This is a genomic window from Bradyrhizobium sp. BR 10289 (assembly GCF_019455385.1).
Classification (GTDB): Bacteria; Pseudomonadota; Alphaproteobacteria; order Rhizobiales; family Xanthobacteraceae; genus Bradyrhizobium.
Window position 1 is genome coordinate 1 of sequence record NZ_JACOFR010000013.1, and the last position, 26,080, is coordinate 26,080.

The 26,080-nt window shown below is 65.3% G+C and carries 24 protein-coding genes; 7 read left to right on the forward strand and 17 right to left on the reverse strand.

All coding sequences use genetic code 11. The features are described from left to right. Positions 1-415: 415 nt before the first annotated feature. The 4 genes from HYH08_RS21260 to HYH08_RS21275 form a co-directional block, all read right to left on the reverse strand. Complete coding sequence (locus tag HYH08_RS21260) at positions 416-2,062, reverse strand: GMC family oxidoreductase (protein ID WP_220011770.1); 1,647 nt, start codon at positions 2,060-2,062, stop codon at positions 416-418. A gap of 221 nt (positions 2,063-2,283) precedes the next feature. Further along, positions 2,284-2,877 (reverse strand): GNAT family N-acetyltransferase, encoded by a 594-nt coding sequence (locus HYH08_RS21265; protein ID WP_220011771.1) that lies wholly within the window; start codon positions 2,875-2,877, stop codon positions 2,284-2,286. A 176-nt stretch (positions 2,878-3,053) separates the two neighbouring features. Further along, on the reverse strand, positions 3,054-3,980 hold the full coding sequence (locus tag HYH08_RS21270) for an SMP-30/gluconolactonase/LRE family protein (RefSeq protein ID WP_220011772.1): 927 nt from the start codon (positions 3,978-3,980) through the stop codon (positions 3,054-3,056). 284 nt (positions 3,981-4,264) lie between these two features. Continuing rightward, positions 4,265-4,618: a hypothetical protein gene (locus HYH08_RS21275; RefSeq protein WP_220011773.1), complete on the reverse strand. Its 354-nt coding sequence runs from the start codon at positions 4,616-4,618 to the stop codon at positions 4,265-4,267. Positions 4,619-4,801: 183 nt separating this feature from the next. On the opposite strand from HYH08_RS21275, the gene HYH08_RS21280 reads away from it, so the two are divergent. Then, positions 4,802-5,026 carry a hypothetical protein gene (locus HYH08_RS21280; RefSeq protein WP_220011774.1) on the forward strand — a complete coding sequence of 75 codons (225 nt, stop codon included), beginning with the start codon at positions 4,802-4,804 and terminating at the stop codon, positions 5,024-5,026. 277 nt (positions 5,027-5,303) lie between these two features. On the opposite strand, the gene HYH08_RS21285 is transcribed toward HYH08_RS21280, so the two are convergent. Further along, on the reverse strand, positions 5,304-5,960 hold the full coding sequence (locus HYH08_RS21285; RefSeq protein WP_220011775.1) for a glutathione S-transferase family protein: 657 nt from the start codon (positions 5,958-5,960) through the stop codon (positions 5,304-5,306). A gap of 182 nt (positions 5,961-6,142) precedes the next feature. Between HYH08_RS21285 and HYH08_RS21290 the strand changes: the two genes are divergently transcribed. Next, entirely contained in the window at positions 6,143-7,366 is a 1,224-nt protein-coding gene (locus HYH08_RS21290; RefSeq protein WP_220011776.1) for a polyhydroxyalkanoate depolymerase, read from the forward strand. A 3-nt stretch (positions 7,367-7,369) separates the two neighbouring features. Here HYH08_RS21290 and HYH08_RS21295 read toward each other — a convergent pair whose 3' ends face one another. The 6 genes from HYH08_RS21295 to HYH08_RS21320 form a co-directional block, all read right to left on the reverse strand. Next, a complete protein-coding gene (locus HYH08_RS21295) occupies positions 7,370-8,338 on the reverse strand; it encodes an arginase family protein (RefSeq protein ID WP_220011777.1) in 969 nt (322 codons plus the stop codon). A 4-nt stretch (positions 8,339-8,342) separates the two neighbouring features. Further along, complete coding sequence (locus HYH08_RS21300; protein ID WP_228747986.1) at positions 8,343-9,155, reverse strand: amino acid ABC transporter ATP-binding protein; 813 nt, start codon at positions 9,153-9,155, stop codon at positions 8,343-8,345. Next, entirely contained in the window at positions 9,155-9,874 is a 720-nt protein-coding gene (locus HYH08_RS21305; protein WP_220011778.1) for an amino acid ABC transporter permease, read from the reverse strand. Before HYH08_RS21305 ends, HYH08_RS21300 begins: the two co-directional genes overlap by 1 nt. Before the next feature lie 4 nt (positions 9,875-9,878). Next, entirely contained in the window at positions 9,879-10,538 is a 660-nt protein-coding gene (locus HYH08_RS21310) for an amino acid ABC transporter permease (RefSeq protein ID WP_220011779.1), read from the reverse strand. 68 nt (positions 10,539-10,606) lie between these two features. Further along, positions 10,607-11,464 carry a transporter substrate-binding domain-containing protein gene (locus HYH08_RS21315; RefSeq protein ID WP_220011780.1) on the reverse strand — a complete coding sequence of 286 codons (858 nt, stop codon included), beginning with the start codon at positions 11,462-11,464 and terminating at the stop codon, positions 10,607-10,609. Positions 11,465-11,508: 44 nt separating this feature from the next. Next, a complete protein-coding gene (locus HYH08_RS21320) occupies positions 11,509-12,474 on the reverse strand; it encodes an agmatinase (RefSeq protein ID WP_220011781.1) in 966 nt (321 codons plus the stop codon). A gap of 154 nt (positions 12,475-12,628) precedes the next feature. Here HYH08_RS21320 and HYH08_RS21325 point away from each other — a divergent pair, with 154 nt between their 5' ends. After that, positions 12,629-13,543 carry a LysR family transcriptional regulator gene (locus tag HYH08_RS21325; RefSeq protein ID WP_220011782.1) on the forward strand — a complete coding sequence of 305 codons (915 nt, stop codon included), beginning with the start codon at positions 12,629-12,631 and terminating at the stop codon, positions 13,541-13,543. Positions 13,544-13,780: 237 nt separating this feature from the next. Here HYH08_RS21325 and HYH08_RS21330 read toward each other — a convergent pair whose 3' ends face one another. Genes HYH08_RS21330 through HYH08_RS21355 form a run of 6 tightly spaced genes read right to left on the reverse strand, consistent with a single transcriptional unit; the run spans position 13,781 to position 21,513 of the window. Then, positions 13,781-15,649 (reverse strand): ABC transporter ATP-binding protein, encoded by a 1,869-nt coding sequence (locus HYH08_RS21330; RefSeq protein WP_220011783.1) that lies wholly within the window; start codon positions 15,647-15,649, stop codon positions 13,781-13,783. Between the two features lie 9 nt (positions 15,650-15,658). Continuing rightward, complete coding sequence (locus HYH08_RS21335) at positions 15,659-16,585, reverse strand: 2-hydroxyacid dehydrogenase (RefSeq protein ID WP_220011784.1); 927 nt, start codon at positions 16,583-16,585, stop codon at positions 15,659-15,661. A gap of 14 nt (positions 16,586-16,599) precedes the next feature. Next, positions 16,600-17,928 (reverse strand): NAD(P)/FAD-dependent oxidoreductase, encoded by a 1,329-nt coding sequence (locus HYH08_RS21340; RefSeq protein ID WP_220011785.1) that lies wholly within the window; start codon positions 17,926-17,928, stop codon positions 16,600-16,602. Between the two features lie 34 nt (positions 17,929-17,962). Continuing rightward, positions 17,963-18,838 carry an ABC transporter permease gene (locus tag HYH08_RS21345; RefSeq protein WP_220011786.1) on the reverse strand — a complete coding sequence of 292 codons (876 nt, stop codon included), beginning with the start codon at positions 18,836-18,838 and terminating at the stop codon, positions 17,963-17,965. Between the two features lie 2 nt (positions 18,839-18,840). Continuing rightward, positions 18,841-19,791 (reverse strand): ABC transporter permease, encoded by a 951-nt coding sequence (locus HYH08_RS21350; RefSeq protein ID WP_220011787.1) that lies wholly within the window; start codon positions 19,789-19,791, stop codon positions 18,841-18,843. 27 nt (positions 19,792-19,818) lie between these two features. Further along, positions 19,819-21,513, reverse strand: a complete 1,695-nt coding sequence (locus HYH08_RS21355) for a peptide ABC transporter substrate-binding protein (RefSeq protein WP_220011788.1) — start codon at positions 21,511-21,513, stop codon at positions 19,819-19,821. A gap of 217 nt (positions 21,514-21,730) precedes the next feature. Between HYH08_RS21355 and HYH08_RS21360 the strand changes: the two genes are divergently transcribed. The 4 genes from HYH08_RS21360 to HYH08_RS21375 all read left to right on the forward strand — a co-directional run bounded on the left by HYH08_RS21360 (position 21,731) and on the right by HYH08_RS21375 (position 25,968). Next, positions 21,731-22,363, forward strand: coding sequence for a cupin domain-containing protein (locus HYH08_RS21360; RefSeq protein WP_220011789.1), 633 nt, complete (start codon positions 21,731-21,733; stop codon positions 22,361-22,363). Between the two features lie 133 nt (positions 22,364-22,496). Further along, the gene (locus HYH08_RS21365; protein ID WP_220011790.1) at positions 22,497-24,332 is read left to right on the forward strand and encodes an ATP-binding protein; all 1,836 of its coding nucleotides are present in this window, start codon (positions 22,497-22,499) and stop codon (positions 24,330-24,332) included. Positions 24,333-24,404: 72 nt separating this feature from the next. Further along, complete coding sequence (locus HYH08_RS21370) at positions 24,405-24,854, forward strand: cupin domain-containing protein (protein ID WP_220011791.1); 450 nt, start codon at positions 24,405-24,407, stop codon at positions 24,852-24,854. Between the two features lie 43 nt (positions 24,855-24,897). After that, entirely contained in the window at positions 24,898-25,968 is a 1,071-nt protein-coding gene (locus HYH08_RS21375) for a hypothetical protein (RefSeq protein WP_220011792.1), read from the forward strand. Positions 25,969-26,080: the final 112 nt, after the last annotated feature.

The window sequence follows — 26,080 nt, forward strand, 5'->3', positions numbered from 1 at the left end:
CGTCCGCACGTGGCCGCGAGCTCACAGGGACTACCCGCCCTGCCCGCACCTTCCGCGCCAACGCTGCCGCGTCCACCGCAACCCAGCCCGCGTTTCGAACGACTCGCGAACCGCCCCTCTTCGTCGGGCCGGGCTGCCGTCATATATGCCGCAATTCCGAATTTCGGTAAAGTGGAATATTTTTGGGAGGAGGGGTTGACGAGGTGCGGGGTGTTTTGCCCGACGGGCAAAACCACCCTCTCGGTATCCCGGACGCGCTGCAGCGTGCAACGCTGCGGCGCGGAGCCGGGACCCAGAGGCGACACCGAAGCTGGGAGAGATGGGCCCCGGCTCTGCAGCGCACCACGCCGCGAAGACGCGGCGCGCTGCGCTGCGTCCGGGGCACGAGAGCGCAAGGCACCGGCCGACTATGGCCTCACGCCACCGCCGCGTCCGGAATCCGCGCGGCTTCCATTGGGGCGTTGCCGCGGATGAGATCCGAGGCGCGGTCGGCGATCATCATGGTGGAGGCGTTGAGGTTGGCCGAGATCATGCGCGGCATCACCGAGGCGTCGATGACACGGAGGCCTTCCAGGCCGTGGACGCGGAGCTGGTCGTCGACGACGGCCCATGTCGAATCCGCCGGGCCCATGCGACAGGTGCAGCCGGGGTGGAACGTCGTGGTGCCGCGCTCGGTCGCCGCGTGCAAGAATTCGTCGTCGGTGTTGACGTTCGGGCCTGGGAAATCCTCGTAGGCGTAATAGGGCGAGAGCGGTGCGCTCTTCAAAAGTTTGCGCGCGAGCTTCATGCCGCCGACGATGACGCGGCGGTCGAGCTCGGCGTCGAGATAGTTGGTCTGGATGATCGGCGGCGCGAACGGATCTTTCGAACGAATGCGGACATAGCCGCGGCTCTCGGGACGCTGCTGCCAGGACGCCACCGTCATACCGGGCTCGTCCTCGAGCTGGCCCTGCACGCCTTCCTTGTAGGACGCCGGCGTGAAGGTGAGCTGGAGGTCGGAGGAGTCCGCACTCTCGCCGGAGTGCCAGAAGCAATAGACCATGGTCGGCGACAGCGAGAGCAGGCCCTTGCGCTGGGTTGCCCATTTCATCGCTTCGACCCAGAGCCGCCAGCCGCGGCGAAGTTCGTTGATGGTCTTGATGTCCTTGACGCGCGCCACGGTGCGCGGCGCATAGTGATCCTGAAGGCCTTCGCCGACCGGCAGAGCGTGACGCACGGCGATGCCGTGCTGCTGCAACAGCTCGGGCGAGCCGATGCCGGAGAGCTGCAGGAGCTGCGGCGAATTATAGGTGCCGCCGGAGAGGATCACCTCCTTGTTGGCCCGCACTTCCACCGGCGTGCCGCCGCGACCGCCCTTCGTGTAGCGCACGCCGACGGCGCGCTTGCCTTCGAAAATGATCTCGGTGGCATGCGCGTGGGTGTGCACATGCACGTTCGGCCGTTTCATCGCGGGCTTCAGGAATGCGGTCGCGCCGGAGACGCGCAGGCCGTTGTTGATGGTGCGCTGGCAATAGGAGACGCCTTCCTGGGTCTTGCCGTTGTAATCGGGGTTGCGCGGGATGCCGAGCGAGACCGCGCCCTCCATGAAGGCCTCGCAGAGCGGATCGCGCCAGTCCATGGTGGTGACGGTGAGATTGCCCTCGCGGCCGCGATAGAGCGCTTCGCCCTCGCCGATCCGCTTCTCCAACCGGCGGAAATAGGGCAGCACGTCGGCATAGCCCCAGCCGCGATTGCCCATCTGCGCCCAGGTGTCGAAATCCATCCGCTGGCCGCGATTGTAGATGTGGCCGTTGATCGAGGACGAGCCGCCGAGCGTCTTGCCGCGCGGCGCGTAGATGCTGCGCCCATTCGTGTAGGGCCCGGGCTCCTGCTGGTAGGCCCAGTTGATGCTCTTCATATGGAAGGTCTTGATGAAGCCCGCCGGCAAATGGATGTAGGGATGCCAGTCGGAAGGCCCTGCTTCCAGCACGCAGACGCTGACGTTCGGATCTTCGCTGAGCCTTGAAGTGAGGATGCAACCGGCGGAGCCCGCGCCGATGATCACATAATCAAATCTGTCCATGGTGCCTCGGCCGCCCTAGCGTGTCGTGAGATTGGGAGAATTGCAGCCGCGGATTCTGACACCTCTCCCGGAGGGAGAGGTCGATTTGCGCAGCAAATCCGGTGAGGGCGTCAGGTCCCACGAGAGACCGGTCCCCTCACCCGCGCCTTCGGCGCGACCTCTCCCCATGGGAGAGGTGAACGAGCCCGCGGCGACGTTGGTGCGAAAAGCATGCATGAAGGCTAGCGCGGCTTTTCGTTGAGTTGATAGTTGAGATGCGCCTTCACCGTCGGCCATTCCGCCGCGGTGATGCTGTACACGACGGTGTCGCGCAGCGTGCCGTTCGGCGCGACCTGGTGGCTGCGCAGAATGCCGTCCTGCTTGGCGCCGAGACGCTCGATGGCGCGGCGGCTCTGGTGATTGAAGAAATGCGTGCGGAATTCGACCGCGATGCAATTCAGCGTCTCGAAGGCGTGGGTGAGCAGCAAGAGCTTGCACTGGGTGTTGAGCGGACCGCGCTGCGCGCTCTTCGCATACCAGGTCGAGCCGATCTCGACGCGGCGGTTGGCGGCATCGATGTTCATGTAGGTGGTCTGCCCGACGATCTTGCCGCCGGCGTCGAACACGGTGAACGGCAGCATCGAGCCCGAGACCTGAAGGCCGAGGCGGCGGTCGACCTCCTTGGCGACGTTCTCCGGCGTCGGGATCGCGGTGTACCAGATCGTGTAGAGCTCGCCGTCCTTCACGGCCTCGACCAGCCCCTCGCGGTGCTCCTTCGACAGCGGCTCGAGACGGGCGTGCTGTCCACGCAGGGTGATGGGATCAGGCCAGGGCATTGAGGTTGTCTCCAAGAAAACGACTGATCGTCATTCCGGGGCGACGTGAAGCGGCGAGCCCGGAATCCATAACCACGAGCCGGGGTTATGGATTCCGGGCCTGCGTGCTTGCGCACGCATCCCGGAATGACGGCGGAGTTTGTACAGCACGTTCAGAATGCGGGCTCAACACATTCTCACTTGTTCAGAAAATTCAACGGTAAACCGCCGCGCGGCCAGTCCATGGCGATCAGCTCGCCCCTGCCCGACAGCGTGATGTAGGCCGTCTTCAGCTCGGGGCCGCCGAAGGCGATGTTGGTGGTGACGCGGTCGCCGGTCGGGACCTGCTCGACCAGGGTGCCGTCGGGCGCGATCACCGAGATGCACCCGGACACCAGCGTGGCGACGCAGATATTGCCGTTCGCCTCGACCGCGAGCGAGTCGAACATCTGGTAGCCGCCGAGGCCGCAGATCGGCTTGCCGCGCTCGCCGCGGTAGATCACGTCGCGCGGCTTGAGGACGCCGGGCGCGGAGAGCTCGTAGGCCCAGAGCCGGCCGGTCGGCGTCTCCGCGATGTAGACGGTGTTTTCGTCCGGCGACAGACCAATGCCGTTGGCCGGCAGCACGCCATACACGACCTCGACGATGTCAGTCATGCCGGGCTTGAGATAGTACATGCCGCCGACATCCATCTCGCGGGGGCGGCGCTTGCCGAGATCGGAGAACCACAGGCCGCCATGCTTGTCGAAGACGAGATCGTTCGGCCCGCGCAGATCGTGCTCGCCGCATCTGGTGACGACGGTCTCGATCTTGCCGGTTTGCAGATCGACGCGCTGGATCGAGCCGCCGAGATAGTCCTCCGGCTGTGGGCCGGGCATGATCATCTTGCCGGTCGGAATCCACGAGAAGCCGCCATTGTTACAGATGTAAATCTTGCCGTCGGGGCCGAGCGCCGCGCCATTCGGGCCGCCCGGCACTTTTGCGACGATCTCCTTCCGCCCGTCGGGATAAACCCGGGTGAGGCGCTGGCCCCGGATCTCCACCAGCACGACCGAGCCGTCCGGCATTACCACCGGGCCTTCGGGAAATTCGAGGTCGGTGGCGAGAACGCGGACGTTGGACATGTGAGACCCTCCCGGCTGCTTGTTATGGCTTGCACGGGATGTCCGGCACGCACCCCACACGCAAGATTTGCCCGTGGTTATGACAAAGTCACCCGGGCTTGCCAAGCAAGCGGGCGCAATGCTGTGTTGCTCTCGTGCCCCGGATGCAGTGCAACGCGCCGCCTTCGCGGCGTGGTGCACTGCTGAGGCGGGGCCCATATCAAACGCGGTGACGCGCGGCCCCTGGATCCCGGCTCTGCGTCGCGGCATTCCATGCCGCGCCGCGTCCGGGACACGACACCATCCTACTTCGCGTCCTTCGGCGGCGGCGCGTCCTGCTTCTTCTTCAAATCTTCTACCTGCTTGGTCTGCGCGGCCTGGAGATCGCCGATGCTCTTCTGCAAGCCGGCGACCGTCACCTTCAGCGCGTCGATCTGGCGCGCCGCGGCATCCAGCTTCTGCTGGTGATCGAGATTGAGCTTGGTGATCGTCTTCTGCAGGAAATCGACATTGCTCTGCAGGCAGCTCGTGCGTCGCTCCATGGTCTTCTCCACCGTGCAGATCTCGATGCCGGGCACGTCCTGCGCGCAGGCCGGCGCGGCTGCGTGCGCTGCGAGCAGCAACATCGCGAAACAGACAGCGGCGTTTCGAAGCGGCATAAAGGTTCCTCGCCAATCGATCACGGCAATGTGCGGTTTTTGAGCGCAGTTGCGAAAGGCTACCACACTCGTACCGCATTCTCGCGTTGAGCTTGGGCTGTTCCCTCTGGACGGGGAACGATGATCCGCACGCGGGAGAAGTGGGCGCTCTTTCCGCGGCTTTGTTTAGGGGAGATTTCTGGAATGGCAACGCGCGATAGACGTCTGGCGGAATTCGATGGTGCCGGAGAGCCGCCACCTGGACTGCCGGTCGAAGTGCTGTGCGAGGACCACAGCGGAACATATCAACTGCCGTTCGCCTGCCGCTACGTCGAGGGACGCTGGCAGAACCACGATGCCGGTGTCGCGGTCGAAGCCACCGTCATCGGCTGGCGCCTGCCGCGTGTGAAGCACACGGGCCTGAGCTGACGGGCGATTTCTGTTTCAAAATGCAACGGGGCCGCGCTCCGCCTTAACCTTGGGAACGCGGCCCGAACGAATCACGTCCGAATCGGCGGAGCGGCGCTGTACGCAGCTGTTCACGGCTAGATGTCGGTGCGCGGGCGGAAGCCCGCACAAGATCTATCGGGCGGGCGTGTTGGACCGGGCGTGAAGTCGGGGTCAAAAGTTAACGGCGGAAGAGGCATAGCTCTCGCCGCCACCCCAGGCCCCGCCCCCGAAACAGGCAGGCCGGCGCTGACCTTGCCTAATATTCGACCTCGAGCTCCTCGATCTCCGCCGGCTCTTCCTTGGCCGCCGCAATCCATTCCTGCATCTCGGGCATGGCCATGATGGTATCGGCATAGGCCTTCAGCCGCGGCTCGAGCTTGACGTCGTAGGTCATGAAGCGCGTCACCACGGGGGCGTACATCGCATCCGCCATGGTGCGCCGCTGGCCGAACAGGAACGGCCCGCCGGATTTCTCCAGGCAGTCGCGCCAGATGAACCAGACGCGGTCGATGTCGGCCTGCGCGCGCGACCAGATCTTGAAGCCGGGGAAATGCCCCTTCAGATTGACCGGCAGCGAGGCGCGCAGCGTGGTGAAGCCGGAATGGATTTCGCCGCAAATCGAGCGGCAATGCGCGCGCTGGACGCGGTCATCCGGCAAAAGGCCGGCGTGCGGCATCGCCTCGTTGAGATATTCGGCGATCGCCAGCGTATCCCAGACCGTGGCGCCGTCGTGGCGCAGGCACGGCACCAGGATCGAGGACGACAGCAGCAGGATTTCTGCGCGCGCCGACGCGTCGTCCGGCGCGGTCACGATCTCCTCGAACTCGAGCCCGGAAAACTTCGTCAGCAGCCAGCCACGCAGCGACCAGGACGAGTAGTTCTTGCTGCTGATGGTCAGTGTCGCCTTCGCCATATGGCCCTTCCCTCACGCCTGTGACCCGCAATGGATTTTGCCTCCGCCCGGCCCGCGGAGCTGCCCATTACCTGTGCTTCCCGTGAAATGAACAGCAAGCCACGTGCCAATTTTGCGGGCGATTTGACTCCCGTCTGGCTTCGATATTGCATAACAGCACCGGGACAGGTGGGCGTTTCAGAATGATGTCGATGTATTATCAGGCCTTTCAAAACCACATGGATTTGACGGCGCCATTGCGAGCGGGCGCCTCGTCCGCGCTCAAATTCCTCAACCTGGTGCCCCAGGGCATGTCGGACCAGGTGGTCGGCCGGCTCTCGGCCGCGCTGGAGCTGATCTCGCGCTCCACCCTCACCTATGACCGTCCGGCCTACGGCATCGACAGCATCATGGTCGGCAATCGCGAGGTCGCCGTCACCGAAGAGGTCGCCTACGCGACGCCGTTCGGCTCGCTCCTGCATTTCAAGAAGGAGGGCGTCGCCGAGCAGCCGCGCATGCTGCTGGTGGCGCCGATGTCCGGACACTTCGCAACGCTGCTGCGCGGCACCGTGAAGACACTGCTCCAGGACCACGACGTCTACATCACCGACTGGCACAATCCGCGCGACATTCCGCGCAGCGAGGGCCGCTTCGGGCTCGAGGACTACACCGATCACCTGATCGAATTCCTCGGCCAGCTCGGCCCGCGTCCACATATGGTGGCGATCTGCCAGCCGTCGGTGTCGGCGCTTGCCGCCGCAGCCGTCATGTGCGAGGGCAACCATCCCTCGCGCCCGGCGACGCTGACGCTGATGGCGGGACCGATCGACACGCGGATCCAGCCAACCAGGGTCAACGAGTTCGCCAAGAGCCGGCCGATCGACTGGTTCGAGCAGAACCTGATCAACTACGTGCCGGTGCAGTGCCGCGGCGCGCTGCGCAAGGTCTATCCCGGCTTCGTGCAGCTCACGGCCTTCGTCTCGATGAATCTCGAGCGCCACATCAAGCAGCACATGGACCTCGCCAACCACATCGCCAAGGGCGAGAAGGACAAGGCGGCGACCATCAAGACCTTCTACGACGAATATTTCGCCGTGATGGACCTGCCGGCCGAGTTCTACATCGAGACCGTGCGCGACGTTTTCCAGGAGCACCTTTTGCCGCAGGGCAAGCTGATGCATCGGGGCCGTCCGGTGAACACCAAGGCCGTCAGCCGCATGGGGCTGATGACGGTCGAAGGCGAGAAGGACGACATCTGCTCGATCGGCCAGACGCTCGCAGCGCAAGACCTCTGCACCGGCGTGCGCGCCTATCGCCGCGTCCACCACATGCAGGCCGGCGTCGGCCATTACGGCGTGTTCTCGGGAAAACGCTGGAACAACGAGATCTATCCGCTGCTGCGGGATTTCGTGCACGTCAATTCGTGAGGCTCAAGCGGCGCGACGGGCATTGCGGCGCGCGGCCCAGCGCGGCTGCGCGCAGATGTGGCCGAGGAATTCGATGACGGTCAGCGCACCCAAATAGGCGGTGACGCCGGTGCCGACATCGAGCGGCGGATTGACCTCGACGAAATCGAAGCCGGCGATATCGTGCCGCTCGGCGATCGCCTTCAGACTGTCGCGCAGCTCGACATAGCTCATCCCGTTGGGCTCGGCCGAAACGCAGCCCGGGACCAGCGACATGTCCATGGCGTCGACGTCGATGCTGACATAGACGCGGGAATTGGCCGGCAGCAGAGCCGCGATCCCCTCCGGACCGATCCGCCGGAATTCGCCCATCGGGATGATCCGGTTGCCGCCGGCGATCACGTCCTCCACCTGAGGCGGCGAATGGCGCAAGCTTCGGATTCCGACCTGCGTCAGGCTCAGCGTATTGTCCATGCCGGCGATATGGCGAAAGGCGTGGCTGTTGGTGATGGTCAGATCGTTCTCGAACGGCGCGTAGTCGGTATGCGCGTCGAAATGGATAACGTGCAGCTTCTCCTCGAAGGCACGGAACACCGGATAGGTGATTGAATGATCGCCGCCGAGCACGACGGGAAGCGCGCCGCGATCGAGGATGCCGCGCACCATGGCGGTGATGTTCTCGAAAGTGCGCGGCGCATTGGCCGGATGGATGTCGACATCGCCGACGTCGGCGATCAGGCCCTGCGACATTTCCTCGACCAGATATTCGCGGCGGGTCTCCGGATCGTAATAGCCCTGGCCGCTGCCGTAGAAGCGCAGCGAGTGCTCGCGCAGCGCGCGCGGCGCAAGGCGGCTGCCCGGCATGAACGGCGAGCCCTCGTCGAACGGCACGCCGAGCACCGCAATCGCCGCATCGAGCGTGGACACGTCCTCGCAGATCCGCGCGCGCAGGAAGGAGGGAATTCCGACATAGGGCCGGTTGACGCGAGGCATGGCATTACTCCGTGGGGTTGGCGGTTGTCCTGCCGATGCGGCGGTCAAACCGCACCAGATCGAGAAAGTTCTGCAGGCGCGGCTCTTTCGGCGCGGCCATGATGTCGCGGGCCGGCCCCTCCTCCAGGATGCGGCCGTGATCCATAAAGGCGATGCGGTCGGCGAGGCTTGCCGCAAAGCCGATCTCGTGCGTGACGACCAGCATGGTCATGCCGGTCTCGGCCAGCGAACGCAGCACGGCGAGCACCTCGCCGACCAGTTCCGGATCGAGCGCCGAGGTCGGCTCGTCGAACAGCATCAGGGCCGGATCCATCGCCAGCGCCCGCGCGATCGCCACCCGCTGCTTCTGTCCGCCGGAGAGCGCATGCGGATGGCGGTCCATCCGGTCGGCAAGCCCGAGCCGCGTCAGCAATTCGACACCGCGTTCGGTCGCCTCCAGCCGCGGCCGGCCGAGAACCACGATCTGCGACCGCACGACGTTTTCGAGCGCCGTCATGTGCGGCCAGAGATGGAATTGCTGGAAGACGATGCCGACCTGCGGACGCATGGCGTCGATCTGCCGGCGGCTCTGGCGGCGCACGACGCCGCCCGGCATCAGCTCGCGCCCCAACGGCTTGCCCGCGACTTCGATGAAGCCGTCGTCGGGCTGCTCGAGCCAGGTCAGGCAGCGCAACAGGGTGCTCTTGCCGCACCCGCTCGGACCGATCAGCGCCACGATCTGCCCCGCATGCACGTCGAGATAGACCTGGTCGAGCGCGGTGACGCCGTGAAAGCGTTTTGTCAGGTTGGAGACGCGGAGGACGGGCGTTGCGCTCATCAATTCTTCCGCGCAACGAGCGAGAGATAGCGGTCGGCGATGCGGTTGCGGCTGACGGCCTCGGCCTGAACGGCGCCGACACGGCGCTCCAGTCGCCTGGATGCCTCCGCGATCACGGCCGCGATCAGCCAGTAGATCGAAGCGACGGCTGCGAACACCTCGAACGGAGCAAACGTGTTTCCCTGCACGACGAGGCTCTGATAGGTGAGCTCCGGCACCGTGATCGAGGACAGGACGGCCGACTCCTTCATCATGGTCAGCGTCATGTTGGTGGACGGCGGCACCAGGGTGCGCAGGATCTGCGGCGCCACCACGTGCCACATCGCGCTCGCCGGCGACATGCCGATGGCGCGTGCGCTCTCGAACTGGCCGCGCGGCAATGCGAGGATCGCAGCACGCACGATCTCGGCATAATAGGCGCTGGCGAACAGCGCGAGAGCAACGGTCCCGACCAGGGTCGCCGGCAGCCGGATGCCCCAGAACGGCAATCCGTAATAGACGACGAAGACGATGATGATGAAGGGAATGTTGCGCAGCGTTTCGACATAAAGCCCGGTGACGAGCCGCGGCAGCCAGCCCGGCACGAGCGCGATCAGGGCCACCACAATTCCAGCGACATAGCCGATCAGCATCGCCGCGGCCGAGACCTGGATGGTCAGCCAGGCGCCTTGCAGCAGCAGCGGCCAGTAATCGACCAGGACGGCGGGATCGAATTTCATCGCACTAGGCCCGCGCCGCAGCGAAGCGAGCCTCGGCCACCCTGCCGGACAGGCTGATGACCAGATTGATGACGAGAAAGACGAGCGCCGCGCCGATCATGGTCTCGAACGGCCGATAGCTGGAACTGGCGATCTGCTGCGATGTCCGCAGCACGTCGACGACGGTGATGACCGAGAGCAGCGCGGTGCCCTTCACCACGATCGTCGCCTCGTTGATCAGCACCGGCACGATACGGCGGAACAGCTGGGGCAGCACCACCTTGAGCCAGATGGCGCGTGGCGGGAGCCCGAGCGCCGTCGAGGCCTCGATCTGGCCGGCATCGACGGTGGCAAGGCCACCGCGCATGCTCTCGCTGACGAACACCATGCTGTTGAAGGCGATGGCCGAGATGCCCGCCACCTCCGGCGAGAGGTCGAGGCCAACCGCCGGAAGTACGTAATAGGCGATGAAGATCTGGATCAGCAGCGGCGTGCCGCGCACGAAGCTGATGACGATTGCGATGCAGGCGTTGACCGCGGCGATCTTCCGCGAGCGCAGGATCGTGAGCGCGGTGCCGAACGCGAGCGCCAGCAGCATGATGATGACGGCCAGGCGGACGTTCACGGCCGCCGCGCCGATCAGGCGGGGCAGGATCGACAGCAGATAGTCGAACTTGAAGCCCATGGCACGGGCCTTTCATGTCGGAGGATGCCTTAAGTCCCGCCGCTCCCTCTGGTCGCCATGCCAGCCGGCTACATCGCCCCCGGCGGCAGATAGTCCTTGTCCGGGATCGTCATCTCGAAGCCGAACCATTTCTTCTGAAGCGCCGCGAGACGTCCGTCGTCGCGCATCTTGCGGATCACGGCGGAAATGGCGTCGCGCAAATCCTTGTCGTCAGGCCGCGTCACCCAGGCCAGATACGGGTGCACGCCGTCCTGGGGGATCGGCGCCATCAGCTCGAAGACGTCGGACTTGTCCTTGACCAAAGCCGCAAGGCTCGGCAGCGGCTGGAGCACGGCATCGACCTCGCCACTCGCAAGCGCCACGTAGCTCTCGGGGTAGGCGGTGAAGAGCTTCAGCTCCTTGAAGCCCGTTCCGCCTGCCGCCTTCAACTTGGCATCGAGCGCACGCGCGACCGGCTCGGTCGACGAGGCGAGCTGGGTCGCGACCACCTTGCCGTTGAGGTCTTCCACCTTGGCGAGCTTGTCGCCCTTGCGCTTCATGGCATAGGGCAAACCGTCGGCGATCGGCATGGTGTAGGCGTAACGCTTGGCGCGCTCCGCATTGATGCCGACCGTGGTGGCGACAAAATCGAACTTGCCGGCCAGCACCCCTGGCAAAATGCCCTGCCAAGGCAGATCGAGCTGGTTCAGCTTCTTCACGCCGAACTCCTTGACCACTTCGGCCAGGATGTCGGAGCCGTAGCCGATGATCTTGCCGTCCTTGACGAACTCGAAGGGCGGAAAGGCCGCTTCAGTGCCGACCGTCAGTTCGCCGGTCCGCTTGATCTTGTCCAGCGTCGTCTCGGCCTGCGCTGGCTGGCTCGCGATCAGTGCGAGGCAGGCGGTGCCGGCCAGGATGCCGAATAACGCGCGATTGGTCTTCCGCATAACTGATCCCTCTGTTGTCAATGGTCGCAAAGCTTGCCGCCGCCTCAGGCGGGCGGCGCGTCGAAATAATTCGCCCTCACCGCTGCACCGATCAGGTTCACGATCAGGCGTCCGGCCGTGATGCAGGTGATCATGTTGACGTCGATGGCCGGCGTGATCTCCACGATGTCCATGCCAACCACTCGCCCCTTGCGCACCAGACCGTGGATGAGCTTGCGCACCTGGTGGAAGGTGAGACCGCCCGGCGCCGGGCCCTCGACGGCAGGCATGACGGTTGGATCGAGGCCATCGGCGTCGATCGTGATGTAATACTGACCGCCCTCCGGAATCCGATCGAGCACGGAGTCCATGCCCTTGTCGTGCACCTCGAAGGCCGGAATGATGTTGGAGCCGTAGGCGGCCGCCGCCTCGACCTCCTCGGGCCGCGCACTGCCGGACGAGCGGATGCCGATCTGGAAGATCTCGCCGATGTGCAGCATCTCGGAAGCCCGCCGGATCGGACTCGAGAGACCGTCGCGCACGCCGTTCACCTCATCGCGCCAGTCGATATGGGCATCGACCTGGACCAGCGTGATCGGGCCGTGGCCCTTGAAGGCGCGCAGGATCGGGATCGGAATGCCGTGGTCGCCCCCGATGGTGATGGGCATGGCGCCTGCGGCAAGGATCTTGCTTACCGCTTGTTCGGCGCGGACGGAGTGACTGCGCAGATCGGTCATGTCGGCAGGCACGTTGCCGACATCGACCACTTTCAAGGCACGACCGCCGTAGATCGGGCCACCGACGTCGAAATCGTAGCGCTCAAGGCCGCGACAGATGCGATCGGTGACCGAACGAACGGCATCGGGTGCCTTCGACTGGTCGTTGGTGATCGCGGCGGCGTCATAGGCGCTGCCGTAGGGAATGCCGAGGATGGCGATGTGCGCGTCGAGAGCGTCAAGATCGGTGCAGATTGGCGACCAGAGCAGACTCTGGTGCTTCAGCGAAGGCGGCACCGTCAGGGGCAGAGCCATAAATCCTCCAGATCACAGCCGGTTGGTCTTGCCGAACAAATCGGCATCTGGGCCACCGAGCGACCGGCATCGCCCGACTGTTCGGCAACCGTAGCCCGCGCCGGACGGCGCCCGGAATGACGATTAGCGAAACCATGCTTGTAGGAACCGCAACATGAAGCACGTCGCGCCCGCACCCGTTCCAAACCTCAACGAGAGCGATCTCAGATTGCTACGCATCTTTCGCGCCGTCGCCGAGGCCGGAGGCTTGACCGCGGCGGAAGCCCAGCTCGGAATGGAGCGCTCTACCATCAGCCGGCATCTGCTCGCGCTGGAAACACGCCTCGGCAGCAGGCTGTGCTTTCGCGGCCCATCCGGATTCGAGCTCACCGATTTCGGCCACAGGGCCCTGCTCGCGAGCATCGCGGCCTGCGACGCGCTCGAAATGGTGCATCACGAGCTCAATCTCGCCCGCAACATCCTGTCGGGCGAATTGAAGATCGGCATCGCCGACAATTGCCTGTCCAATCCGCATTGCCGGCTGGCGGACACGCTGGCCCGTTTTCGCGCCGCCGCCCCTGACGTCACCCTGAACATTGCGATCGGCCTGCCGACGACGCTGGTCGATGACGTGCTGGAGCGACGACTGCATCTGGCCATCAGCGGGCAGCCTGCCGTGAACAGCAAGCTCGAATACGTCTCGCTCTTCGTCGAGGAATTTCGGCTCTACACGGCGGCAGCGCGGCCGCTTGCGCTCGACGCCTTGCGCGGCGGCGACGTGGTTCTGGTGACGCGAACCAACGACCGGCGCACGCAAAACCTCGCCCGGCGGCTTCATATCAAGCAGCATGCCGTCGCGTTCGGGCTGGAGGCGGTGGCGACGATGCTGGTCGGCGGCGGATTCGTCGGCTTCCTGCCGAAGCACTATGTCGAGATGCTGCGGCCGATCCATCAACTGGAGGAAGTCTCGGGCGCCGAGGCATTTCGCTACACTACCCAGTTCTCGCTGATCTCGGCGATCAACCGGCCACTGCCGCCGAGTGGGCGGCTGCTGACGAGATTGCTGACCGATCCGGAGAGAGCCAGCTAAAGCTCGACGAGTTTAGTTTGAATCGATGGGAAAACCGAGATCTTGGTTCACCTCTCCCGTAGGGAGAGGTCGGATCGCATCGAAGATGCGATCCGGGTGAGGGGTTACAGTCTCATTGAACGCCGCGGCCCCTCACCCGGATTGCTCCGGACGATGCTTCGCATCGCCGAGCGCAATCCGACCTCTCCCCGTTGGGGAGAGGTGAACCAAGCCGATCGAGCCTGACTTCATCGCGCTTTAGGCCGACCACTCCTCGCCCCAGATCTGCACGACGTGGCCGGGCGAGACCTCGCGATATTGCCGCACCGGCGGCTGGTAATCCGGCGCGCGCACCGGGCTTCTGATCTCATCGCTCGCGACCTCGCGCTTCGTGCCGCGGCGTGCGGGATCCGGTACCGGCACGGCGGCCATGAGTTTCTTCGTGTAGGGATGCTGCGGGTTGCCGAACAATGCAGCGCGCGGGCCGATCTCGACGATCTCGCCGAGATACATCACCGCGACGCGGTGGCTCATGCGCTCGACCACCGCGATGTCGTGGGAGATGAAGAGATAGGCGAGGCCCATGCTGGCCTGAAGGTCGAGCATCAGATTGACGACCTGCGCCTTGACCGAGACGTCGAGCGCGGAGACCGCCTCGTCCGCGACGATCAGCTTCGGTCCGAGCGCGAGCGCGCGGGCAATACAGATGCGCTGGCGCTGACCGCCGGAGAATTCGTGCGGGAAGCGTGCGGCCATATCGGCGGTCAGACCGACGCGCACCAAGAGGTCAGCGACTTTGTCGCGCGCCTGCGACGCCGTGGCGAGACCGTTGGCGAGCAGCGGCGCGGCGATCGCAGTTCCCACCGACATGCGCGGATTGAGGCTGGCGAACGGATCCTGAAACACGATCTGCATGTGCCTGCGGAAATCGCGCAAGGTGCGGCCGTTCATGGCGAGGACGTCCTGGCCATCGATCAGAACGGTGCCGGCGTCGGGCTCGATCAGCTTGAGGATCGAACGGCCGGTCGTCGACTTGCCGCAGCCGGATTCCCCGACCAGCGCCAGCGTCTCGCCGGCGCGCAAGGTGAAGGAGATATTCTCGACCGCGTGGACGCGTCCTGAGACTTTTCCGAACAGACCTGAACGGATCGGGAAACGCGTGGTGAGATTTGAGACCTCGAGCAGCGGCCGCTCGGCGGGCGAGACGGTATCGGGCGTCTCCGCCGGCTCGTCCGAGGTGCCCGTCACCTTGTCGACGATCGGAAAGCGCATCGGCCGTGGGCGGCCGTCCATGGAGCCGAGCCGCGGCACCGCTGCGAGCAGCGCGCGCGTGTAAGGATGCGCGGGCGCGGCGAAGATGCGCGCGGTCGCGTCGGTCTCGACCGCCTGGCCGCCATACATCACCACGGTGCGGTCGGCGATCTCGGCGACCACCCCCATGTCGTGGGTGATGAAGAGGATGGACATGCCCTCTTCCTGCTGAAGCTCCTTCAGGAGCTCCAGGATCTGGGCCTGGATCGTGACGTCGAGTGCGGTGGTCGGCTCGTCCGCGATCAGCAGTTTCGGCTTGCAGGCCAGCGCCATCGCGATCATGACGCGCTGGCGCATGCCGCCGGAGAAACGATGCGGATGCTCGTGGAAGCGTGATTTCGCCGCGGGAATGCGGACGCGGTCGAGCAGGCGGATGGTTTCGGCCTCCGCCGCCGCGCGCGACAGGCCGCGATGCTGGATCAGCGCTTCCGCGATCTGGAAGCCGATGGTGAGCACCGGATTGAGGCTCGTCATCGGTTCCTGGAAGATCATGGCGACGTCGTTGCCACGGATGTCCTTCATGCTTGCTTCGGGCAGCGCGAGCAGATCCCGGCCGGCGAGCGTGACGCGGCCCTCGACGCGGCCAATCTCCTTCGGAACAAGCCGCATGATCGAGAGCGCGGTGACGCTCTTGCCCGAACCGGACTCGCCGACGATCGCCACCGTCTCGCGCGGCGCGATGTCGAACGAGACGTTGCGGACGACGGGAATCCATCTCCGCTCCAGCATGAAGGACGTGGTCAGGCCGGCGACCGACAGCACCGGCGCCTGCGCCGCGACGGCGATCTGGTCTGGTCTGCTGGCACTGATGCTCATGCAAAGATCCTAATAGCCGCGATCACGATCGACCCGCCCGGGCAGATCCTCGCCGCGGCGGTGGCGCGCGACGGTGTCGAGCACGAAATCAACCGCCGTCTCCGGCTTGGTCGTGCTGGCGATGTGCGGCGTCAGCAGAATGCGCGGATGGCTCCAGAACGGATGGCCCGCCGGCAGCGGCTCAGGCTCGGCGACGTCGAGCACGGCAGCCGACAGCGCACCGCTGTCGAGCGCCGCGATCAGGTCGGCCGCGACCAGATGTCCGCCCCGCCCGACATTGAGCAGCCGCGCGCCGCGCGGCAGACGCGCGAACAGATCTGCATTGAGGATGCCGCGCGTCTCCCCGGTCAGCGGCAGGAGGCAGACGAGAATATCGGTGTGCGCCAGGAATTCCGGCAGTGCATCTTCGCCGGCAAAACAAGTGACGCCATCGATGCTGCGCGGCGAGCGGTTCCATCCGAGCAGCTGAAAGCCAAACGATTTGAGCCGGTCGAGCACGGCTTGCCCAAGCAGGCCGAGCCCCATCACGCCGACACGCCGCTCCGACGTGTAGGTCGCAGGGAGCTCGCGCCAGACCCGATCGCGCTGCTGGCCGATGAACTGAACGAGATCGCGATGCAGCGCGAGCACCGACATGCAGGCATATTCGACCATGCGATCGGTGATGCCTGGCTCCAGCATGCGGATGAGCGGCACATGCGGCGGCAGTTTTGTGATGTCGAACTGATCGACGCCGGCGCCGACCGAGAAGACCAGCTCGAGATTGGGGAAGGTCGTTGCGATGTCGTCCGGCGGCTGCCAGGCCACGAGATAGCGCACCGCCTGGGGATCGCCGATATCGGGCCAGAGGCGGAACGGCAGATCCGGGGCACGCTCGGCAAAGAGCCGTGCCCATTCGGCGCCGCGGACCAGATTGGCCTTGTAGAGGAATGTCATCCCGGCCGCCGCGGTCAGAACGGGCTGACCGGCGCGAGCCGGCGGCCGTCGATCATGCGCTTGTGGCTATAGGCGGCGGGATCGACCAGCGGCGTCGCGCCGGTGACGAGGTCGGCCGCAAGCTTGCCGGCCGCGGGGCCGATGCCAAAGCCGTGGCCGGAGAAGCCGGTGGCAAGGAAGAAGCCCGGCAGCGTGTCGACCGGCGAGATCACCGGAATGGTGTCCGGCGTGCAGTCGATGGTGCCGCCCCAGGCTTCCGCGATCTCTATGTCCTTCAATTCCGGATTCGATTTGATCAGCGCAGCCAGCGCTGCAGTGACCAGCGACATGTCGGGCGCGGGATCGCGCACGCGCTCGGTATGGAACGGCGACGGCTTGTCGAAGCTCCAGCTGGTGCCGCGCATGAGCTGGTCGAAGAACGACTTGCCGAACGACAGCTTCAATCCGTTCTTGCGATGCAGATAGGTCGGCCAGAAGGTGCGCGCGTAGCGAAACAGGTCGGGCGACAGCTCGACCGTGCCGCGGTTGCGCAGCGCCAGCGTGAAGCCGCCATCGAGGCGGCGGCGGATGCAGTAGAAATCAGTGCCGAGCGCGCCCGAGGTGATCTCCGGCCCCGGCGTGGTCCGGCACGCGGTGGCATTGACGAGGCCGATCGGCAGCTCGATGCCGTGGCGGCGGCAGAACAGCGACGACCACGCGCCACCGGAGAGCAGCACGGACTGGGTGCGGATGGTGCCCTTCTCGGTGACGACGGCGCTAACGCGTCCGCCCGTCGTCTCCAGCCCGCGCGCGGCGCAGCCCTGATGGATGGTGACGCCATGTTTTCGCGCAGCCGTCGCGAGCGCGGGCACCGCCATCGACGGCTCGGCGCGGCCGTCGCTCGGCGTGTGCAGGCCGCCGACCCATTCGTCGGCATTGCCGGGCAGGCGCTCGGCGATTTCGGCCGGCGTCAGGACGGTCGAGTGCACCTGCTGCTCACGCGCGATCGCGGCCCAGCGCTCCCAGCCGGCGAGCTCGTCCTTGCTTTTGGTGAGGAACAGCACGCCGGTGCGGCGGAAGCCGGCATCGACGCCGGCATCGTTCTGCATGTCCTCCCACAACCGCAGCGCCTCGCGCGCCAGCGGAATCTCTTCACGCGCGCGCCCCTGCTGGCGGCACCAGCCCCAGTTGCGGCTCGATTGCTCGCCGCCGACATGGCCTTTCTCGACCAGCGCCACGGAGAGGCCCTTCTTGGCGAGATGATAGGCCGCGGAGACGCCGATCACGCCGCCGCCGATGACGACGACGTCCGCCTGCGCCGGCAGGCGTTCATCGCTGTTTATACGATTGAGCGGCGGGGACATGATGCACTCCTGGAGGTCAGTTCGGGTCGTTTCGTCATGGGATGTTCATTCGCGGATCGAGCGCATCGCGCAGGCCGTCACCGAGGAAATTGAAGCTGGTCACGGCCAGCGTGATGACGACGCCCGGCGCGATCGCAAGCCAGGGTGCGCTGGTGAGATAGATCTGCGCGTTGTTGAGCATGTTGCCGAGGCTCGCGGCCGGCGGCTGGATGCCATAGCCGAGAAAGCTGAGATAGGATTCCAGCAGGATCGCGTTGGCGATATTGAGCGTCGCGGCCACCACGATCGGAGCGATCGCGTTGGGCACGAGCTCGCGGAACATGATGCGCAGATTCGAGGATCCGAAGGCCAGCGCGGCGACCGCGAACTCCCGCTCCCGCAGCGACCGCATCTGGGCTTCGACGACGCGCGCCACGCTCATCCAGGCGGTGGCGGCGATGAGCACCGTTGTGATGACGGGGCCGGGTTCGGTGAGGGCCGCCAGCGCGAGCAGCAGAAAGATGGTCGGAAAGCACAGCACGGCGTCGACGAGCCGCATCAGGACCGCGCCGACCACGCCGCCGTAGAAGCCGGCAAAGGCGCCGACGACGATACCGGCCGCCATCGCGATCACCATGGCGACGAAGCCGATCGACAGCGAGACCCGCGCGCCCATCATCAGGCGCGCCAGCACGTCGCGGCCAAGCTCGTCGGTGCCGAGGATGTGCGCGCCCGAGAGCGGCGGGGCGAACCGCTTCATGATGTCGATATAGGTGTCGTCGAACGGCAGCAGATAAGGACCGAACACCGAACCGAGCACGAGGACGAGAATGGTCACCGCGCCCGCGAGCGCGAGGCGATGCCGGCGGAAGCGCCGCCACGCGGCTTGGCCGGGCGCGAGCTGAACCGTGGAGAGAGCCGCAGTCGCCATCCCTAGCCCACCCGGATACGCGGATCGACGACGGCATAGAGGATGTCGGCAAGCAGCGAGCCGATCAGCACCATGGTCGCCGAGAACATCAGGATGCCCATTACCACGGGATAGTCGCGATAGCCGATGGAATCGAGGAACAGGCGTCCCATGCCGGGCCAGGTGAACACGGTCTCGGCAACCAGCGCGCCGCCGAGCAGCGTCGGCAGCTGGAGGCCGGCCACCGTGATCATCGGCAGCAGCGCGTTGCGAAGTGCGTGCACGGTGAGGATGCGCCATTCCGGCATGCCCTTGGCGCGCGCGGTGCGGATGTAATCCTGGTTGATGACCTCGAGCATCGAGGAGCGCATGAAGCGGCCCCACATCGCGGTCTCGACCAGCGCCAGCACCAGCGACGGCGCGATCAGATGGTGCAGCAGGTCGAGGAAGGAGCCGTCGCCGATGGTCTGTCGGTTGCCGGCCGGCAGCCAGCCGAGCTTCACCGAGAACACATAGATGGTGACGAGGCCGAACCAGAAGGTCGGGATCGACAGCGCGACCATGGCGCCGACGGTCGCGAGCGAATCGAACAGCGAGTATCGCCGCAGCGCCCCCAGCACGCCGATCCAGCAGCCGAGCAGCACCGCGATGATGGTTGCCGTCGCCATCAGCTCCAGGGTCGCACCGAGATGCGAGGAGATCACCGACAGCACCGTCTCGCCGTCGCGATAGGAACGTCCCCAATCGCCCTTGAGCATGCGGCCGAACCAGTCGAGATACTGGATCGGCAGCGGACGATCGAGCCCGAGCTGTTTGGTGACGCGGTCGAGATCCTCCTGCGTCATCTGCCCGGAGACGGCAAACTGCGAGAGCGGGCCGCCCGGCGCCATGTGCAGGATGGCGAAGCCGATCGCCGAGACGATCACAAGCAGCATGATCGCCTGTGCCAGGCGATTGGCGACGTAACGGGCCATCTCAGGCGATCCAGCGTGCCTGGGGCATCAGGCCCAGTACCATTCGCGGATGTTCCAGCTATTGATGGAGGCGTTGATGTTGGGACGGAAACCTTGCAGCCCTTCCTTCACGCCCTCGGCGATGAAGCCCTGGAACAGCGGCAGGATCGCGAGATCGTTGCGGATCAGCTTTTGCAGCTCGCCATAGGTCGCCTTGCGCTGTCCGAGATCGAACTGCCTGGCGCCTTCGGCGAGCAGACGATCGGCCTCTTTGTTCTTGTACTGATAGGTGTTGTAGCCGCGGCCGCCCTGGGCGGGAATGGCGCCGGAGCCGAAGCGCGGCGTCACGTCGGGGTCGCTGCCGAGCATGAAGTTCACGCCGACGATCACCGAATTGAACTTCGATTGCTGCCAGAAGTCACCCCAGATGACGGCCGCCGGCATGTTGTTGACGCGCATCGCCGCGCCAATGGCCCGCCAGTCCTGGATCAGGAGTTGTTGGCATTGCTCGCGCACGGCGCTGCCTGCCGTCGTCGAGTTGGTGAATTCGAGCTTGACGCCGCCCTTCTCGCGAATGCCGCTGGAGCCGCGGGCCCAGCCGGCCGCGTCGAGCAGCGCATTGGCCTTGGCCGGATCGTATTTGTGCTGCGGCAGACCCTTCTGGAACGACCAGGCCTGCTGCGGCACGAAGCTCTCGGTCTGCGTCGGCAGGCCGTAATAGAGCGCGTCGATGATCGCCTGCTTATTGATGCCGAGATAGAGCGCCTCGCGCACGGCGCGGTCGGCGAAGGGACCGAACTCGAGATTGGGCGCGATGTGCTCGACCGAGGAGGTCGAGGAGACGACGATCTTGCGCCCCTTCAGCGTCTTCGCCTCCTGCACGAAGTTCGGCAAAATGCCCTGCAGCCCGGTGTAGTCGACCTGGCCGGTGCGGAACTGGGTGTAGAGCACCGTGAGATCGGGGATGTATTTGAACACCACGCGTTCGACGTACGGCCCCTTGCCATGATAGCCGGTGTTGGCATTGAGCAAAATGTGGTCGCCGGGCACGCGCTCGCCCCAGCGGAAGGGTCCGGTGCCGACGGGCGCGTTGTGGAACGGCGAGGCGTTCGGATCGGAGACCTTCTCCAGGATGTGCTTGGGCACGATGAAGGTCAGCGAGCCCAGGATCGACATGTAGGGCGAATAAGGCGCTTCCATCCGCCAGTGGATCTCGTCCACGGCGACGACCTTGATGTCCTTGACGAGGCTGTGGCCGACGCGGCTGCGCGCGCGGAAATTGGAATCGTTGATCAGATCGAGCGAGAACTTGACGTCCTCGGCCGTGAACGGCGTGCCGTCGTGCCATTTCACGTCGCTGCGCAGCTTGATCTTCCAGGTCAGGCCGTCGGCCGACAGGCCGCCATTCTCGATGGTCGGGACTTCGCGCGCGAGATCGGGAACGAAATTGCCCTCGGGATCGATGTACCAGAGCAGCGAGAACACCTGCCACCAGATGCCCTGATCGACCTCGATGCCGGGCATCAAGGGATGAAACACGGTCGGCTCCTGCGACAGCGCCGCGATCACCTGGCCGCGCGGCTTGTCCGGCGGATTGGAGGGTCGCTCGGTCTGTGCGAGCGCGCTGCCTGACAGGGTCCACCCCGCCGCGGCGCCGGCGCCGAGCTGGAAGAATTGTCGGCGATTAGGAATGCCGAGATGAAGCCGTCCGCCAGTGCCGAACTTGCCGGTGCTGTCTGCCATGACCAGTCTCCGTTCCCGCACGCGGCACCTCTCCCGCGCCCCAAGACCCCGGCAAAGGGACAGGAGTGGGCTTTAGTGCTTCTAAATTTTTCGATCAAAAGTTCATCATGACTAAATACAGCTGTCAATCACATTGCTAGGATGCGCGACCTTTTCACTCCGACTGAAGCCGCGGACCGATGTGGCCCGCGGCCAAGACGATGCACGGGAGAGCGACATGGACGGTCGCGGCGATACCAACGGCACCAAGGACGCCCCGGCGCTCGCGGCCGACGATACGGTCGACCAGCGCCTTGGGGAGACCGTGCGGCTGCTGCGCCAGCGCGCCGGCCTCTCGATCCAGGACGTCGCCAACAAGACCGGCCTCTCCAACGGCATGATCAGCCAGCTCGAACGTGCACGGGCCATGCCATCGATCCGCACGCTGCGCCTGCTCTCGATCGCGCTCGACGTTCCCATCTCCTATTTTTTCGAGACCACCGATCCCGGCGACGTGCAGCGCTACATCGTGCGCAAGAACGCAAGGCGCCTGTTGCGGCTCACCGCCAGCGGCGTCGTCAAGGAAGCGCTGACCCCGGAAGGAAAGGGACAGCTCGAACTCTACGAGCTCACGCTCAATCCAGGGGCCTCCTCCGGCACCGACTTCCTCCAGCACACCGGCGAGAAGGCCGGCTACATCCTGTCCGGCAGCCTGCGGCTGTGGCTCGACAACCAGGCCCATGTGCTGGAGGCCGGCGACAGTTTTCGATTCCCGAGCATCGTGCCGCACATGTTCGACAACCCGACCCAGCAGGCCGCGCGCGTGATCTGGGTCACGACTTTGCGCCAGACCGATTCGCCGCCAGGTTGAAGACCTGGGAATGCCCCTATACCGCCGGAAATTGCCCCTCGACGCAGCCATATTGAGTCTGTAGCTCACGTCAGACCGGGGTAATCTACAGGGCGGACCCGGGGTTCGCGACGGGCGCCGTTGGTGTGAGAGCATGAAACTGAGGGGGCTTCTGACACTCGCGATGGCCGCACAGGCCGTCGTGACCGCCGTGGCCCTGCTCGCTTCCCATGCCGTGACCGGATCCGGATTCGGCCTTGCGCAGATCGTTGCCCTGATCGCAAGCGGCGCCGTCGCCGCCCTCCTCGCATGGCTTTGCACGCGCACGATCGAGGCGTCGCAAGGCAAGCGCGTTGCCGCGCAACTTGTCGAGCAGGCGCAGACCGGCGCGCAAGTCACGCAGGCCGTCATCAAGACCGCGCTCGATGCCTTCATTCAGACTGACGAACGCGGCATCGTGCTGGAGTGGAGTTTTCAGGCCGAAGCGCTGACCGGATGGACGCGCAAGGAGGCGCTCGGCACCGACGTCGTCGACCTCCTCATCGCCGAACCGCTGCGCGCCGGCTTCCGGCAGCGCATGACGCGGCTGTTGCCGGAACTGTCGAACACACCGATCGGCATCCGATTCGAAGCGACGCTGCTGCACCGGGAAGGCGACGAGATCCTGATCGAAGCGTCGAGCACCGCGCTTCGGATCGGCGGACGCACCATCATCAACAATTTCGTTAGGGATGTCACCCAGAAGCGCGCCGCCGAGGAGCAACTGATCCAGGCCCAGAAGATGGAAGCGGTCGGTCAGCTCACCGGCGGCATCGCGCACGAATTCAACAACATGCTGACCGTGATCACGGGCACGATCGAGATTTTGGCCGACGCCGTCAAGGACAACCCGCCGCTTGCGACCATCACCAAGCTGATCAGCGAGGCTGCCGATCGCGGCGCCGCGCTGACGTCGAGCCTGCTGTCCTTTGCGCGCAAGCAGGCGCTCCAGCCGGCCGAGATCGACGTCAACGAGCTGCTCGAAGAGCTGGCGAAGCTGCTGCTGGCGACCTTCGACAAGAAGATCGAGATCGTGACCAGGCTCGACGGCAACGTCTGGCTTGCCTTTGCCGACCGCGGCCAGCTCAGCTCGGCGCTGCTCAACCTTGCGATCAATGCCCGCGACGCCATGCTCGACGGCGGCCGCCTGATGCTGACGACGCGCAATGTCGTGTTCGGCGTGCGCGAGGCGATGGCAGTTGGCGCCGGCTATGCCGGCGACTATGTCGCGATCGAGATCACCGATACCGGCACCGGCATTCCGCAAGCGATCCTCGAACGCATCTTCGATCCGTTCTTCTCGACCAAGGAGGTCGGCAAGGGCACGGGGCTCGGGCTCAGCATGGTGTTCGGCTTCGTCAAGCAGTCCGGCGGCGGCATCAAGGTCAATTCCGCCGAGGGCCGCGGAACCACTTTCACAATCTATCTGCCCAAGGCCGAGGCCAGCACGCTTCGTCCGACCGGCTATGACGAGCGCAAGGTCGTGGGCGGAACGGAGACCATCCTTTGCGTCGAGGACGACCGCGACGTCCGCCAGTTCGTCATCGTCCAGCTCGAAAGCCTCGGCTACAAGGTCATCCCCGCCGCCAATGCGGACGAGGCGCTCGCCATCGCCGCCAAGGGCACGCCGTTCGACCTGCTCTTCACCGATGTCGTGATGGCCGGCGCGCTGAACGGACGGGAGCTCGCCGACCAGATGGTCGCCGCACGTCCCTCGCTGCGGGTGCTGTTCACGTCTGGCTATGCCCATGATGCGCCGCATGGACCGGGGCACGCCACCATCGGCGCGCCGCTGCTGACAAAGCCCTACCGCAAGGCCGAACTCGCGCGCATGCTGCGCCGCTCGCTCGACACCGCGGTCGATGCCGCGGGCGATGCGATCCCGACGCCCTATTCGGTACAGGCCGATGTCGAGGGCTTTTTGCGCAAGTCCGAGCGCGACCGCCGTTAGCCCAGGGCGGATGGACTCCGCCGCGTGCCTGCGCAAAACTCCGGACCGGCGAGAATTCCAATGGAGGCGAGCATGACTGCACTCGAAAAGGGCATCACCGCGAACGGCACGGGCTACGGCGGCAAGACCTGGAATATCCTGGGGCAGGTCTATTTCCCCAAGGCCGTCACCGACTCCACCTTCGCGTTCGAGACCAACAGCGATCCCGGCCAGTTCGTGCCGGTGCACATCCATCCGACCCAGGACGAATTCATCCTGGTGCAGGAAGGCACGCTCGACCTCAAGCTCGACGGCCAATGGGTGAAGGCCCATGCCGGCGATCTCGTGCGCATGCCGCGCGGCATCCCGCACGGTTACTTCAACAAGTCCGATAAGCCCTGCCGCGCGCTGTTCTGGGTCTCGCCGATGCAGAAGCTGGAGGCGCTGTTCGACCAGCTCCACAATCTGACCGACCCCGCCGAGGTCGTGCGCATCTCGGCGCTGCACGAGGTCGACTTCCTGCCGCCCGAGGCCAACGATTAGGCTACCATCCCCCGACCGACGAATCGTTCGGGGGGAACCGGCCATGCCTGCGCGCCGTCATGCCATCGCAACCCTAGCGGCGCTCGGGCTGGCCCTGACGTTCACCGTGGGTCAGGCGCAAACGCTCACGCCGGCGCAATCGGAGGCGCAGGCCGCCTACGATCGCGCGCTCGCCGATTTCAAATCCATCCTCGCCGAGCGGCGGCGCCAGATCGAGGCGAAGGAGCCGCTGCCGAACCTGCCGGGCCAGGCGCTTTATCTCGCGCGCGTCGCCATGATCAGCGCCTACAAGGATCTCACCGACGCGATCCCGTCGCGGATCGGCAAGCCGAACAAGTTCGGGATTCCGCCGGCCTATTTCGATGCCGCGATCGAACCGCTGGTCGACGAATACGCAGACATCTTCGAGATCATGGAAGCGCCGCCCGCGAGCGCGCAGAATTCAGCAACCCCGTTCAACGACGTGATCGATCTCGGCACAGCGATTGCGCGCGCCAAGGGGCTTGCGCCTGCCGATGCCGCCGCCGCGGGCCGCATCAGCCTGGGGCTGTTCTATGCCGAGACCAACGGCAAGCAGAACGTCCGCAATGCGCGCTCGAACACCTATATGGGCAGTTTCCAGACCGGCCCCTCCGAGGACCGCAACGGCCAGCGCAAATGGGTGGCCATCAAGGGCGCGATCGCGGCCGCCGATCCCGCATTGAACGCGCGCGACGACAAGGAAGAGGCGCGGTCCCGCGGCACCGATCGCCGCTTCAATCACTGGACCAATGTCCGCGACGGCCTCATGAATGCGCATGCGGAGCTGTTTGCCGAGATTCCCGCGATCGCGAAGACGCTGCCAGATCCGATCGAGCAGATGAAGCTGTTCGAGCTGATCCAGATCATCCCGACGCCGACGCGCGCAGCGCTCAAATCGGGTGATCTCCTGAATTACCGGGTGTCCAGCCCGACGATCATGAAGCACCTGCGCAACAACAGCATCTTCGCCTTCGGCAAGACCGATCGTGCGCGAAGCTCGGCCAGCTTCCGCGAGATCCTGGGCGCGATGTGGCTGTTCAAGCGCAAGTTCGAGAAGGCGATGGTGAAATATTCGCAGCTTAGGGGACGCTAAAGGATTGGTCCCAGCGGAGCATGAAGTCCGGATAACTCCGCCAGGATCGGCCACTGGTGCCAGGGACGGAGCGGTCAAAGGCGTTCGACGGCGAACCGTCGACCAAGACGTC